13 protein-coding genes and 1 pseudogene are annotated in these 14,473 nt (G+C 34.0%); 4 read left to right on the forward strand and 10 right to left on the reverse strand.

The window, feature by feature from the left end:
* Positions 1–322: 322 nt before the first annotated feature.
* From ABE048_RS17535 to ABE048_RS17550, 4 genes are all read right to left on the reverse strand, one after another.
* Positions 323–1,216, reverse strand: coding sequence for a GNAT family N-acetyltransferase (locus ABE048_RS17535; protein ID WP_430312567.1), 894 nt, complete (start codon positions 1,214–1,216; stop codon positions 323–325).
* Between the two features lie 51 nt (positions 1,217–1,267).
* Positions 1,268–1,630 carry a MerR family transcriptional regulator gene (locus ABE048_RS17540; RefSeq protein WP_430312568.1) on the reverse strand — a complete coding sequence of 121 codons (363 nt, stop codon included), beginning with the start codon at positions 1,628–1,630 and terminating at the stop codon, positions 1,268–1,270.
* Positions 1,631–2,332: 702 nt separating this feature from the next.
* On the reverse strand, positions 2,333–2,800 hold the full coding sequence (locus ABE048_RS17545; protein ID WP_430312569.1) for a hypothetical protein: 468 nt from the start codon (positions 2,798–2,800) through the stop codon (positions 2,333–2,335).
* A gap of 54 nt (positions 2,801–2,854) precedes the next feature.
* Positions 2,855–3,223 (reverse strand): YnfA family protein, encoded by a 369-nt coding sequence (locus ABE048_RS17550; RefSeq protein ID WP_430312570.1) that lies wholly within the window; start codon positions 3,221–3,223, stop codon positions 2,855–2,857.
* Positions 3,224–3,340: 117 nt separating this feature from the next.
* Between ABE048_RS17550 and ABE048_RS17555 the strand changes: the two genes are divergently transcribed.
* Entirely contained in the window at positions 3,341–3,904 is a 564-nt protein-coding gene (locus ABE048_RS17555; RefSeq protein WP_430312571.1) for a histidine phosphatase family protein, read from the forward strand.
* A 162-nt stretch (positions 3,905–4,066) separates the two neighbouring features.
* On the opposite strand, the gene ABE048_RS17560 is transcribed toward ABE048_RS17555, so the two are convergent.
* Positions 4,067–4,630 carry a DNA-3-methyladenine glycosylase I gene (locus ABE048_RS17560; protein WP_430312602.1) on the reverse strand — a complete coding sequence of 188 codons (564 nt, stop codon included), beginning with the start codon at positions 4,628–4,630 and terminating at the stop codon, positions 4,067–4,069.
* A 197-nt stretch (positions 4,631–4,827) separates the two neighbouring features.
* Here ABE048_RS17560 and ABE048_RS17565 point away from each other — a divergent pair, with 197 nt between their 5' ends.
* Positions 4,828–6,573 carry an ABC transporter ATP-binding protein gene (locus tag ABE048_RS17565; RefSeq protein ID WP_430312572.1) on the forward strand — a complete coding sequence of 582 codons (1,746 nt, stop codon included), beginning with the start codon at positions 4,828–4,830 and terminating at the stop codon, positions 6,571–6,573.
* A 171-nt stretch (positions 6,574–6,744) separates the two neighbouring features.
* On the opposite strand, the gene brnQ is transcribed toward ABE048_RS17565, so the two are convergent.
* The 3 genes from brnQ to ABE048_RS17580 all read right to left on the reverse strand — a co-directional run bounded on the left by brnQ (position 6,745) and on the right by ABE048_RS17580 (position 9,280).
* Positions 6,745–8,085, reverse strand: a complete 1,341-nt coding sequence (gene brnQ / locus ABE048_RS17570) for a branched-chain amino acid transport system II carrier protein (RefSeq protein ID WP_430312573.1) — start codon at positions 8,083–8,085, stop codon at positions 6,745–6,747.
* A gap of 225 nt (positions 8,086–8,310) precedes the next feature.
* Entirely contained in the window at positions 8,311–8,868 is a 558-nt protein-coding gene (locus tag ABE048_RS17575) for a histidine phosphatase family protein (RefSeq protein WP_430312574.1), read from the reverse strand.
* Between the two features lie 94 nt (positions 8,869–8,962).
* Positions 8,963–9,280, reverse strand: a complete 318-nt coding sequence (locus ABE048_RS17580; protein WP_430312575.1) for a MazG nucleotide pyrophosphohydrolase domain-containing protein — start codon at positions 9,278–9,280, stop codon at positions 8,963–8,965.
* Between the two features lie 88 nt (positions 9,281–9,368).
* Between ABE048_RS17580 and ABE048_RS17585 the strand changes: the two genes are divergently transcribed.
* Complete coding sequence (locus tag ABE048_RS17585) at positions 9,369–9,947, forward strand: TIGR00730 family Rossman fold protein (RefSeq protein WP_430312576.1); 579 nt, start codon at positions 9,369–9,371, stop codon at positions 9,945–9,947.
* A gap of 172 nt (positions 9,948–10,119) precedes the next feature.
* Here ABE048_RS17585 and ABE048_RS17590 read toward each other — a convergent pair whose 3' ends face one another.
* Positions 10,120–11,304 (reverse strand): FAD-dependent monooxygenase, encoded by a 1,185-nt coding sequence (locus ABE048_RS17590; RefSeq protein WP_430312577.1) that lies wholly within the window; start codon positions 11,302–11,304, stop codon positions 10,120–10,122.
* A gap of 610 nt (positions 11,305–11,914) precedes the next feature.
* On the opposite strand from ABE048_RS17590, the pseudogene ABE048_RS17595 reads away from it, so the two are divergent.
* Positions 11,915–12,052, forward strand: a pseudogene (locus ABE048_RS17595) (arsenate reductase); the annotation flags it as partial.
* A 68-nt stretch (positions 12,053–12,120) separates the two neighbouring features.
* Here the strand turns inward: ABE048_RS17595 and ABE048_RS17600 are convergent.
* On the reverse strand, positions 12,121–13,947 hold the full coding sequence (locus ABE048_RS17600) for an APC family permease (RefSeq protein WP_430312578.1): 1,827 nt from the start codon (positions 13,945–13,947) through the stop codon (positions 12,121–12,123).
* Positions 13,948–14,473: the final 526 nt, after the last annotated feature.

The raw sequence follows: 14,473 nt of genomic DNA on the forward strand, positions 1-14,473 counted from the left end.
GATGTGGAATTAGCTTCGCTTTCCGCGGGCGAGCGTTGAGCCTCCTCGGAAGCCCGTACCGTGCTTCTCTGCGGGGTCTCACCTGTCTCGCTTTCCCGCAGGAGTCTTCGCTAATTCCACATCAACAAAGATAGCTATACAAGATTTTATTATTAAATTTTCAACTTTATTTACTTTTTCAGCGCCCTCCGCTATGTTCATGTTAGGCTTTCAGCTCAAGATTTTCCCGTAGGACTCGCCGTCTTTCGCTCCACAATGAACAACATAGATATTATTAATTGTTCGTATGTTTTATATGAATATTGCATTATGAAAGCTAATTTTATGCATGTGAGGTTACTGGAAAAAGAAAATGCTTTGTCGGAACTTTTAATAAAGGTCTTACGAACAATACATCTACACTATCTGTTATAAAATCTGTCTGCATATTTTTATCTTCATAATCAGGTGTAAAATAAAAATGAACAGTTTCTATACCACCATTAGAAACAATACAATTTAATATTGTATCGATATCTACTCTTATTTTGCTTACTATATCAAAGAGATGCAGATGGGTTCCTTCCTGCTTAAATAGCACGATTACATCCTCCTCTTCGATATAATAAATAGCGTCATTAAATGCTAAGATAAAATAGAACATTAATAAATGATCATTATTTTTTACTCCCAATATTGAGGATATAGGCGTTCTTTCAGCAGCAAAATTTTTTAACATATTGTAATCATTTTCATTATTTATATCTAAGCGACGTAACATATTTGTCTTTTCTGTTTGTCTTTTAAGATCTGAAATATTTAACGAAAAACTACTTTCTTTTACCCTTTTAAATCCGAATTTAGGATAGAAATCTAGTACTGTATCATTGGCAAACAAGTAGATAAAATCATACTCTTTTTCATATTGATTAATAATATGATTCATCAGTTTCCCTGATAAACCTTGATGACGATAATCAGGATGTGTCATCACTGTACCGACTTGAATTGCATGATATTCCTTACCATTCGATACAATGGACATTTTACTTATCGAAGCATTTGTGATAATCTGATCACCATCAGCGAATGAAAAACAAATATAATTGTCATTCCACCACCCTTCTTCATACCACTTTTTAAAGTCAATGCCAAAAACCAATTTCGCCAGTTCATTAAAACTTTCTCTATACGTTTTATTGAACTTGTAGTCGCTTACTAATTGATAATTAGCCATAAAAGCCCCCTTCAAAGTTAATTTAAATACCACTATCCAAAATATTTGGAACTACGCATTTGTTAATTTCTTAATTTGAATGATTAACTCCTCTATCATCTGAAGCTTATTTTGAATATCTAACACTTCTGTTTCAAAGTGTTCCTTACTAGAATTCAGTTTTAGTAAGATACTAGATATTAATTCTTTAGAGTTACAATCTGTTTCTCTTTTTATCTTGAATATCATTTGAATATCCTTCATCGATAACCCCAAATTCTTCATTTCCTTAATCACTTCAAAGTCTGTAATATCTTGTTCGGTATAGTTTCTTCTATGATCTATCCATGATGGTCTAAGTATTTCTAACTCTTCATAATAACGAACAGTATCCTTTGTAGTATTTACCATCTCGATAAATTCACTTATTTTCATAAAATCCTCCTTTTCTTATTGCTGTGGGGTTAACCCCATACTTTATGCTGTCTATAACAAGGACTAAGGGGGAGATATCATGATTAGTACTTTCATAATTCTTACTTATTGTTGTATAAGTTTAGTATCAATCTTTATTTACTGTTATCAACAAAACATCTCAAAATTGAATATTATTAAGCTTGTTGCTATTTCTTATTTTGTAATCGTACATTGTCTATTTCTAGCTATAACCATCTTACACAATAACACTTATTTAATTTTGATTATTCCGATAATTCTTGTAATAACAACTCGTATATTCAATGGGAAAATACTGTTTAACAAGATTCACTTTTCACATCATATTGTTATGTGTTTTTTCTTTCTCATTATTATTACTATTCGTTATTTAGGTTATTAAAATAAGATTTTTATAAAGAGAAAATATACAATTACCTATTATTGTAACTTAAGCAATAAAAAGTCGACACTATTTATTTGAGTGTCGACTTTCAATTTTGGCGAACATATATTTATGAAAAAATAGCCTTTAACAATTTACCAATGATTCTTGGTATGAACAGTAGTAAATTCATTATCACTTCTCCGATTATGGAGTCACCAATCTCCCTTAATATATCTTTTATGTAAGTCTTTTTCTTAACCTTTTGTTGTTCTGACATATTAGGTATTCCTCACGTCCATTTAATACAATAGAAGTTACCACCAATAGTCAATCCGTTTTACAGGTATTTGATGAAAAATAGCCTCTACATGATTTAAACTGGTTTTTGCTTCTAGGATAAGCTGTATCTCTTTTCCATCAACTAGCTTCAAGGTTAAAGTACCACCATTTTCATCCCAAGTATGCAATGATTGTAACTCATTAATTGTGACATCATTGATTTCATCAAACCTAATAATGACATTCCCTTTTTTCTTTAAGAACAGTTTACCTGAAAAAATAGCATCTAACTCTTTTTCTCTTTTCTTTCCTCTTGGTACAATCCATACACGTCTAAACAGGGAAAATAATATATTTAGTACAATTGATTTTCCACTTAGTTGCTTCATACCATATAGTTGTCTACCTATTCGCCCTAACCACAGTTCTTCCTCTTTGATATAAACCTTATAATAACGATCCCTTATAAACATTTTTCCTTCAATTGCATAAAAAAATTCCATCTTAGCACTCCAATAAGTATCTTGCTTCTAAACGACTTCTATAACTTGGTTCTATTAATGTCTAGGTGCAAATAGTATTACAGCAGCACCTATTAAACATATAGCTGCTCCAATCCAGTCATATAGATCAGGCGTTTTTCGATCAATTCCCCATCCCCACAAAATAGATAAGACAATAAATACCCCACCGTATGCGGCGTAGACTCTACCGAAAGATGGGAAACTTTGAAATGTAGCGATGATTCCGTATATGGCTAAAATAATTCCTCCTAAAAGCCCCCAAGATAAAGGCTTTCCTTCTCTTAACGCTAACCAGATTAAATAGCCTCCACCTATTTCTGCTAAACCAGCTAAAATAAATAATAGTATTGCATTAAACAATTCATTCACTTCCTCATAAGCTTCTATCTTAATAATAATCATTATATCGTTAGCCTTTTTATAAAAGCGTAGAAAATTTTCAATTAGGCTATTATCATGAACAATTCCGGGCGAAAGTAATATATTATGATATGCATTCAATCGGAGGGAGAAATAAAATTGAACTACCCACAATACGTAGCTGGAGAACATTCGTTACTGAATTCTCTCCAACAAGGTGGATATATCTTGTATGCTAGACATGGCGAAGCTAAAGTAGGAACGGATCAATCCTACCTCGACCTCAATAATTGCTATACCCAAAGAAATCTTACTGATACAGGTAGAAGCCAAGCAATATATTATGGCAATGTCTTACGGAGTCTACACATTCCCATAGAATATCCTATACAAGCCAGCCCTTTATGCAGGACAAGAGAAACAGCTGCACTCGCTTTCGGTGGAATGAATGTCCAAGTAGATCCGTTTGGTTTTGATATTTATAAGTTGAGTAAAAACTTGAGCCAGGTGGAACAGGAAAGGATTTTAAACAAGCTTCAATCAATGCTGGAAACGCCACCAAGCATGGGGACTAATAAAGTCATTATTGCTCATGACTTTCCAAGTGGTGTTGGTTTAGGAAAAATCCCTTATATGGGGACTGTGGTTGTGAAACCTCTTGGAAGAGGTAATGGCTATGAAGTCGTAGCAAGAATACCTTTGGAGCAACTTCAGTACCTGTAAATTCCAGGGAAAATAATAAGTATTGTTTTTAATTATGCAATAGCATCAAAAAAACGGAGAAATATATCCAGCCTTTTTATATATTAGAAAGCAGAACGAAGATTTTCTCTTCATTCTGCTTTTTTCACATTGTTACATAGATTTCTCTAATAGCTGGGTTTTTTAATTGGCAGTAGGATGACAGAAACATTCCAATGTGTGGTCATTCACCATTCCCACGGCTTGCATATAGGAATAGCAAATCGTACTTCCAACAAACTTAAATCCATCTTTTTTTAACTGTTTGCTCATTTTATCACTTATTTCGTTTGAAGTAGGAACTTCTTTTTCTGTCTCCCAATTATTTATAATTGGCTTGTTATCAACAAAGCCCCAGATATAACTAGAAAATGAACCATATTCTTTTTGAATTCTCAAAAATGCCTTTGCGTTTGTTACGACGCTCTGGATTTTCATTTTATTGCGGACAATCCCCTTATTTTCCATCAATGATTGTAATTTCTCTTCTGTATACATAACAATTTTCTCTGCTTCAAATTGATCAAAGGCATTTCGATAATTTTCTCTTTTTTGTAAGATCGTCCACCAACTAAGTCCTGCTTGTGCCCCTTCTAGGCATAACATTTCAAACAATATCCGATCATCATAAACAGGTACTCCCCATTCTTTATCATGATATTCAATATATAACGGTTCTTTTGTTTTTGCCCACGTGCATCGTTTAATCATGAATAGTTCACCATCCCGATATTATATGATTTTTGTCTCACTTTACTAATTATACATAATCCTTCTCTTTCATTATTTTCTAATAAATGAGCTCTGTAATAAAGTAAAAATTTAAAATATCTACCAATTCATATTCAATTCATAACTTTTTTGTATACTATTTATAACAGAGTTAGAAAGGAAGTATATAAAATATGAAGCAAGATAAAGAACAAAAAGGATGGCGTCAGTTTTTGCAATTAGTCCAGCAAACGAAACCTTCCAAATTGATGATAGGAATCGCTCTACTATTAAGTTTAACTACCACAGGTGTCGGATTATTAGTGCCACTTTTCACTAAAGATCTCGTCAATGATTTTTCGATGAGTGCATTAAATGCTAGAAATATTTCGATTTTAGTCATTGCTATTCTTGCACAAGCATTAGCAAGTGGATTTTCAATTTATCTATTAAATCGAATTGGTCAATCGGTTGTCGCAGGTATTCGCGATAAACTATGGAAGAAGCTTCTTGTATTACCAGTTAGTTATTTTGACGAACATCCTTCAGGTGAAACGGTTAGTCGCATGACTAATGATACAGCAGTCGTTAAAGAATTGATCTCGGAGCATTTAGCAAACTTTGTATCAGGAATTATAGCAATAGTCGGTTCGATTATTGTATTGTTCATTCTTGACTGGAAGATGACACTAATGATGTTCATCGCAATTCCTGTAGCAGCATTAATCTTAGTACCACTTGGGAAAACAATGTACAAAATTTCAAAAGGTACACAAGACGAAACAGCAAAATTTACTACTATACTTCAACAAGTGTTATCTGAAATTCGCCTTGTTAAATCTTCTAATGCGGAAGAAATTGAGTACAAAAATGGTAAACGAGGTATTACTAATCTATTTCGCTTTGGTTTAAGAGAAGCAAAAGTTCATTCTTTGATTGGTCCTGTCATTAGCCTCGTTATGATGACACTTCTTGTTTTAATATTAGGCTATGGTGGTATGCGCGTTTCTTCTGGTGCGTTAACTGCTGGTTCTTTAGTAGCTTTTATCATGTATTTATTTCAAATCATTATGCCAATGGCTCAAATGGCCACTTTCTTTACTCATTTCCAAAAAGCAACAGGTGCAACTGAACGAATCATTACGATTTTAGAATCGGATATAGAACTTGATGCAACTGAAGTAGCGCCAAACATGGATGAATCCATTAAAGTGGAACATGTAAACTACAGCTACAACTCGAAAGATCAAATTTTAAAAGACATTAACTTTACCATAGAACAGGGAAAAGTAACAGCAATCGTCGGACCAAGCGGTAGTGGTAAAACAACTCTATTCTCCCTGTTTGAACGCTTCTATCAGCCATATAGCGGAAGTATTACAATCGGTGGCAAATCAATCAACGATTTCTCATTATTTTCTTGGAGGAGTCAGATTGGATATGTTTCACAAGAAAGCCCTATTGTATCAGGAACAATTCGCGACAATATCTGCTATGGTATAAATCGTGAAGTAACGGATGAAGAGATTAATACAGTTGCGAAAATGGCATATGCAGATCAATTTATCGCTGACCTTCCAAATGGGTATGACACAGAAGTTGGCGAAAGAGGTATGAAACTATCTGGTGGACAACGACAAAGAATAGCGATTGCTCGAGCATTTTTGAGAAATCCCAAACTACTAATGCTTGATGAAGCAACTTCAAGCCTAGATAGTAAATCTGAAAAAGTAGTTCAGGAAGCATTAAATGACTTAATGAAAGGCCGCACGACAATTGTTATTGCTCACCGCTTATCAACTGTAATCGATTCAGATCAAATTATTTTCCTTGAAAAAGGAACAATTACAGGTAGCGGAACGCATCAGGAATTATATCAATCACATAATTTGTACCGTGAATTTGCAGATCAACAGTTACACAAGATTGAATTCGACTAATTCTTCGAAGAGAAATTAAATTTACTATCTTCAATCTAATAGAAAAGCCTCTTAGAAGTACATTCCAAGAGGCTTTTTCTAGATTCCTATTATTTTTTCAATATCCATAGTTTATCTCACGATCATCATCTAGAAATTCAACAGGTAATAATCTAATAGATGTTGGGATATTTATGCTTTCTTTATAAGTGCATAGGCATAACCAATCAATGCCCCGACAATCGCTGGGATTACCCAACCTAAGCCAATTTCATAGAACGGTAACACACTTGCATAAAATTTTTCAATTGAATCTAAAAAGCCAACTTGCGCTTTTGGTAGATTCTCCACTAATGCTTTATACCCGTCAATCAGACTGACAAAGAATGTTAAGAATATTGAAACTGCATATACACTACGGCGTGCCTTAAATAATGGTGCAATTAATGTTAATAAGATAAGAACGATTGCTAATGGATATAAGAACATTAAGACTGGAACGGCAAATTTAATAATATTATCTAAGCCAAAGTTTGCAATTACAAATGATATGAAACATAAGATGAATACAAACCATTTATAACTTACTTTCGGGAACACTTCATGGAAGAATTCACTACATGAAGTAATCAAACCAATACTTGTTTTTAAACATGCTAAAACAATAATAATTGCTAATAGAATACCACCGAATGAACCGAAGTAATGCTTCGCAACAGCTGCAAAGATTAAGCCTCCATTTTCAAATGATCCAACAGCATCGACGCTTGTTGCCCCCATAAATGTGATAAAGCCATAAATAAGCATCATAAGTACCATAGCGAAGATTCCGGATTTCCAAGTTGCCTTCGCAATTTCCTTGGTACTCGTAATACCCTTACTCTTGATGGCATTAATCACGACAATACCAAAAGCTAATGATGCAAGAGCATCCATGGTATTGTACCCTTCTTTAAAACCAGTCATAAATGCTTGATTAACATAATCACCTACCGGATTTTTGAAGCTTCCCATTGGGAAAATAATACTTGTAATAATCAAAATAAATAAAAATACTAAAAATGCAGGTGTTAAATATTTTCCGATATAATCCATAATTTTCGCTGGATTTAACGAGAAGTAATACACGATTGCAAAGAACACTAAGCTAAACAAACCAAGAGCTAAAGTGACATGATTTGATGCTACATAGGGTTGAATACCTACTGCAAATGGTACTGTAGCTGTACGAGGAATCGCAAAGAATGGCCCAATCGTTAAGTAAAGCGCTAATGAAAAAACAAGCCCAAACACTGGATGAACACGATTACCTAAATCACGTAAACCATTACTACCTGATAAACCAATTGCTAGAATACCCATAAATGGTAGACCGATTGCCGTAACTAAGAAACCGATAAGTGCTAGCCAAAAATGTGTTCCCGATAACTGACCAAGTTGGATTGGGAAAATTAAATTACCTGCTCCAAAGAACATTCCAAAAAGCATTGTTCCAATTACCGCATATGTTGAAAAAGGTATCTTCGATGTCATGGCTAAATCTCCTTATTGCCTAAATTTTTTATTTTATATAGTAATTTCAGTATCTTATCAATATTTCTATTAAACGACAACCCTACAAGAGCAAAAAAAGAAACTGTCCACATAAGACAGTTAATTGTGTAGTATATTTTAATTTTTCACTCTTGCAAGAAAACTCTTACATTATTGATTCTTTCTTTTTGTTTAAGTTAAATCATTCAATCTATTTTGATTCTATTAAACGACTTCATTTAAATTCCATACTCTCTTATAGGACCATACATTTTCATCATGATATTCAATCAGAAAAACATCTGGATTCGTTAGCTTTTTCCAAGCATCAAATGAAATCCCTTCATCTATTTGTTTTAAAAGCAAGGAGATGATATTCCCGTGACTTACAATAATCGTATGATCGATATCTGATTCTTTTACTTCTTCTACGACATTCCAAATGCGCTTACTCGCTTCTTTACTCGACTCTCCTCCTTCAAACTTTAACTCCGGCTGTTCAAATGTCTGTTTTAACTTATCCATCCAGTCTGGAAAATTTTGATCACTTAAAACGCGTTCTGATAATCTCTCATCTCTTTGTATGTTTATATTTTGGGATTGCGTAAAAGGCTCGATTGATTGAATGGCTCTTGCCATAGGACTTGAGATCACTTGTTGAATATTTTTATCATTGAAAAATTCTACTAAGTTATTAGCTTCCTCTTTTCCTTCATTAGTTAATGATGCATCGAATTCCTGTCCATTTGCTTTACAGTGTCGAACTACATATATTTTCTTCATTTTTCCCCATCCTTTAGATTGATAAGTATCCGTTCTTCGCAAAATATAAAAATATAGAAGACAACAATACTCAGAGAATACATAACCTTATCTATCAATCAGAATAACGATCTGATAGTTTCTTTTTATGTGAGTTAAATACTTCTTCTAGAGGGATATCGTACTTGTTTGCAATCACAATTAGATTACCTAATACATCGCCTAACTCTTCCGTTAACTCCTGTCTATTTTCCTCATAAGTTCCCTTTACTTCATCAGGTCTATCCCTACCTATTTCAAGGGCTCTTATTGCTCGTGCAACCTCACCCGTTTCTTCTGCTAAAAATCCTATACGAATAAAAATGTCTAACTCAGACCAGCCCCTACTTTCGTAATAACTCTTTACCCATTGCTGAAATTCAGTTACATTCATTTTTATCTAACCTCCAATTCAATTATTAGTTTAACAAAGTCCTGAAAGTTTTGTATAATATTGTCTGGTATTTTTAGGAGGCGATGTAATGAAAAAGTTAGCTGTATTTTGTGGATCAAGTAATGGTGCATCATATGTCTATATTGAAGGTGCAAAAAAACTTGGTAAAGAACTAGCTAAACGAAATATTGCACTTGTTTATGGTGGTGCCAGTGTTGGAGTTATGGGTGCTGTTGCAAATTCCGTTTTAGAAGAAGGCGGATATGTAATTGGTGTCATGCCAAGTTTTTTGGAAAAGAGAGAGATATCTCATAAGAACTTGTCAGAGTTAATCGTCGTAGATTCTATGCATGAAAGAAAAGCAAAAATGGCAGATTTGGCAGATGGATTTATAGCTTTGCCTGGTGGTCCAGGAACTTTAGAAGAGTTCTTTGAAGTTTTTACTTGGGCTCAATTAGGACTTCATCGTAAACCATGTGGTCTCTTAAATATTAATCACTATTATGATCCGCTTATCACGTTATTTAATCATATGGCTGATGAGAAATTTTTGCATGAACAATACCGTTCAATGGCACTTGTAAATGAAGAGCCAAAGGAACTGCTCGATCAATTATCTACATATGAGCCACCATCTGTGAAAACTTATATTAAGGAAAAAGCTTAAGGTAATTAGAAGGCACCATTCTTTTTTGAAATGGTGCCTTAATTTATATATTCCATTTTTGCAATTCAATTGATGCACCTATACTCCATTCAGTACTTTATACTATATTTCACGTAGTAGTGGAGGAAGCTTTTTGTTGCACTAAGGAAATTTTGATGAAAATAATTCTGGATCAATAATCTTTTAATTCGATCTTGTTGGCGGCTTTTGCCACTATTTTCGTGATTATTTTAAAGTTTACATTCATAAGAATAGGTACTCGCAGCATTAAATTGCGTAATGAAATTTTAAATTTAGAGCTTTCAATCATACCTCCTGCAGCCATTAGCCCTATTTTTTGATTTTTCTCAACGAACTTTCTCATCTCCTGTTCGTATGCATCAAAAGCTCGTTCAAAGTCTCCGTCCGAAGCTTTGAGCTCACCTGCTAATACATAAGCTCCAACAATCGCTAGGCTAGTACCTTGACCAGAAAGTGGAGATGGTCCATATGCAGCATCACCTACCAATGCAACGCGGTTCTTTGACCATTTTGGCATGTGAATCTGGCAGACTTCATCGAAGTAAAAGTCTGTTGATTCTTTCATAAACTGGAGTAGGCTTGCTGTCTCCCATCCTATTTGTCCTTCGAATGCATTTTCTATAAGTCCCTTTTGAGCTTCTACATCATAACGATCAAAATTCAATGCTTCTGATTTAAATAAGAATATTCCCTTTGCCTCTGAATTACCACGAGCACTAAACATACCTACAGTTTTGTCTGGGATCATATAAAGCAACTGGCGATGATCGATGTTAAGATAATTCTCATGAGTAAAAATCGAGATATAACAACCAAGAGTCCGTTTAAACTGTTCTTCGTCTCCAAAGGTTAAGGCACGTACATTTGAGTGGAGCCCATCTGCACCAATAATGAGGTCGAATGTTTGTGGCTTGCAACGAGTAAAATGGACTTCTACAGCATCTTCAGTCTCATGTAATGCAGTAATTGAATCTCCCCAAATATAGTTGATTTTATCTTTCGTTAAATCGTACAAAATGTTACAAAGATCATCACGCATAATTTCGATGTCCAACCCCTGCTGATTTGCTATACTCGCTTCACTTATTTGACCTTCAATTTTCCCTTTACTATTGACGAAATAAACACCTGTAATACATGTATCAGCTGCACGGACCGAATCGAGAATCCCCATCCGTCTAAGTACTTTTACAGCTGCTCCGCGGATATCAACTCCATATCCCCCTTCGCGCAAAAAGGAGGCACGTTCTACTACCGTTACATGAAAGCCATATCGATGAAGCCAGTATGCGAGTGCAGGACCGGCAATGCTGGCACCAGAAATAAGGACACGCATAATTTCTTATTCACTCCTATCCCATCCAAGTCATAACCCATCCACAATATATTCTCAGCCCATTTTACTTATGTACTAAAGCTCTAGTTAGAATAGGAAAAATCAAATATTCATTTTGCGGGGGTCAAATCTCAAGGTAAAAGAATGTACAAAAAAATCACCACTAAGAATAATTAGTGGTGATTTTTAATTATATTAATATGATAAAATCTTAAGCTTTTTATTTTAATTATTTCTATTTTTTGTTTAATTTTCTTTTTTTGACTGAATATATTTTTGTGTAAGAAGTCCAGTGTTAAATACAGAGAACACTGTAATGAAATAAAATAAGTTTTCTATTAGTTCGCTAATCTTCAAATCAGGGTTATTTATATTTATGAAGGTGTAGATAATAAAAAGAATTGAAGCAGTTGATGACAAAATTAATTGCATTTTTAATGATTTAAACATATAACCACCCTTAGTAAACGTATGATAAATTCAGGTTAACATATTTATGCTAAATAGGTAAATATTTAAAAATATTTTTAGAAAGTACATGAGTTTATTCTTTCTTGCATACTCCACAAAATATCTAATCGTCGGTAAGATCTAACACCTTCAAAATTAACAACAGTCCAAAATAATTAATCTCGAGTATCTAAACCATATGGATTTAGTTATTACTTAATGTGAGGATGCTAAAGATAGATGCCCTATGACTCCACCACAAGTAAAACGTGAACACTGGGGATTCAATAACCGAGCAACTAAAAAAATAAGCAAAAAAGTCCAATGATTTTTTTCATTGGACTTTTAAATTGCATAAAGTTCGGATTAGTCTTTTAAATGAAATGGAACAGTCGAAACCACAACATCTTTTCTTCTTAAAAGTAAAGTACGGATAAGAAAGCCTGATTGATTGTGTAGTAGACGATGCCACCACTTATGGGTAATAAATTCAGGTAATAGGACAGTTATTCGCATTCCATTTCCGTATCGATTTTCGACTCGGTTAATAAATTCCATTAATGGCTTTGTCACTGATCGGTAACGTGACACTACAACAACTAAACGAACACCTGGATTCCAAATTGCCCATTTTTCCTCCATCTTTTTAGCATCTTCAGATGAAAAAGCAACATAAAAAGCTACAACTTTTGGAGTGAGAGCTTTTGCATACACAATTGTAGATGCCACTACTTTATGAATACCAGCTACCGGAACAATTACTATTGTTTCTTTATTTGGAAGAACATTCTCACTCAATTCAAATCTTAATTGCTCAGCTACATTATCATAGTGTTCACTGATTTTTGTAATTAACCATAATAATAACGGTGTCACAATAATTACGATCCAAGCACCTTCTTTAAATTTGGTGATACTAAAAATAATGACAACTATGAAAGTTACAACTCCACCAAATCCATTAATAATTGCTTTCTTATGCCATCCTCGTGATTTTTCTCTACGCCATTTCAGGACAAGACCTATTTGCGCCAAAGTAAAAGATAAAAAAACACCAATAGCATAAAGAGGTATTAATGCTTCAGTTCTACCATGAAATACAATTAATAAAACACTTGCTAGTACTCCTAGTGTGACTATTCCATAATTAAAAGCTAAACGTTCACCTCTATTACTAAACATTCGTGGCATATTTTTATCTTGTGCCATGATTGATGATAAAATCGGAAATCCATTAAAGCTAGTATTGGCTGCTAATACCAATATCATCATAGTTGCCAATTGAATAATATAATAAAATATTCCATGTCCAAAGGCATCTTCTGCGACTAAAGAAAGAACCGTTTTAGTGCCTGTCGGGTCTGGTTGAACACTATAAACTTGTGAAAGTAGGGTTACTCCACCAAATATTACTGCTAATATTATGCCTAATGTAAACATAGTTCGTTTCGCATTTCTTTGGGCAGGATTTCGAAAGTACGGAACAGCATTAGAAATTGCTTCAATTCCTGTAACAGCAGAGCACCCTGAAGAAAATGCTTTTAACAAAACAAACCATGTCAAGCTTGTAGGTAATGCTGTAGGAATCGAAACTTGGTGAGTTGCCTGACCTGCGCCTGTTATCCAGTCGAATAAACCTTTACCTACAAGAGCTAACATACAAAAAATAAATAAATAAGTAGGTAATGCAAATACATTACCAGATTCAGATGTCCCTCTAAGGTTCATCCAAACCATAAACCAGATAAAAACAAGTCCAATAGGGACGATATATGGCGTAGCAAAAGGGAGGGCTGAAGTAATTGCTAGTACCCCCGCTGATACAGAAACTGCAACAGTTAACGTATAATCAATAAGTAACGAAACTCCTGCTAAACGACCACACGTCATTCCTAAATTTTCTTTTGCGACCATATAGGCTCCCCCACCTTGAGGATACGCATCAATCACTTGTCTATAGCTGATAATAAGAATTGTGATTAATAAAATAATTGCAATTGCAATAGGTAATGAGAAAGAGAACGCAAATGCTCCAACAGTAGCAAGTTCAAGTAGAATCATTTCTGTACCGTATGCTACAGATGAAAGGGCATCTGACGATAAAATAGGTAATGCCTTCCACATTGGCATTTTTTCTGCTTCCGCTTCCTCCGATTTTAATGGACGACCAAATAATAGTCTTTTAATTGTCATTATTACTTCCCCCTAAATAAAGGTTCGATTTTTTATAAATAAGAAAATTTCCAATGAAATTAAATTGAGAAATCCTCTGAAGATAGAATACTTACTAAACCTTACATAATCAGTATCTCCATAGTTTGAACAAACATGATAACTTTTATTTAAGATGGACTAATTATTAAAGTCTTTATAAATTCCATAATGGAACCAACAATTTTCCGCGTTCTATTTTCCTTTTTCTCCCTTTCGATTTCTAAGTAAACAAAAAAGAGCACAAAAAAACCACCTTTCAAAAGGTGGTCTTTGACTTCCTTCGCTTTAGCCTACGAAGTTAGTTGATTTTGACGGGTAAGATGGCGAATGATCTGCTGCTCGACCAAACCCAACCATAAGACTGATTATTTATAATAAAGATTGATTAAAATCACCCCGCCACTATAGTCTTCTTAGAGTTAGGTGATTTTTTATTGGATATTTATGTTAAAATCACTTTGAAGCATTTGAAAAAATTACTTGTTTTTCTTCAATTACTGTAGGA

This window comes from Rummeliibacillus pycnus, from assembly GCF_050459865.1.
Taxonomy (GTDB): Bacteria; Bacillota; Bacilli; order Bacillales_A; family Planococcaceae; genus Rummeliibacillus; species Rummeliibacillus pycnus_B.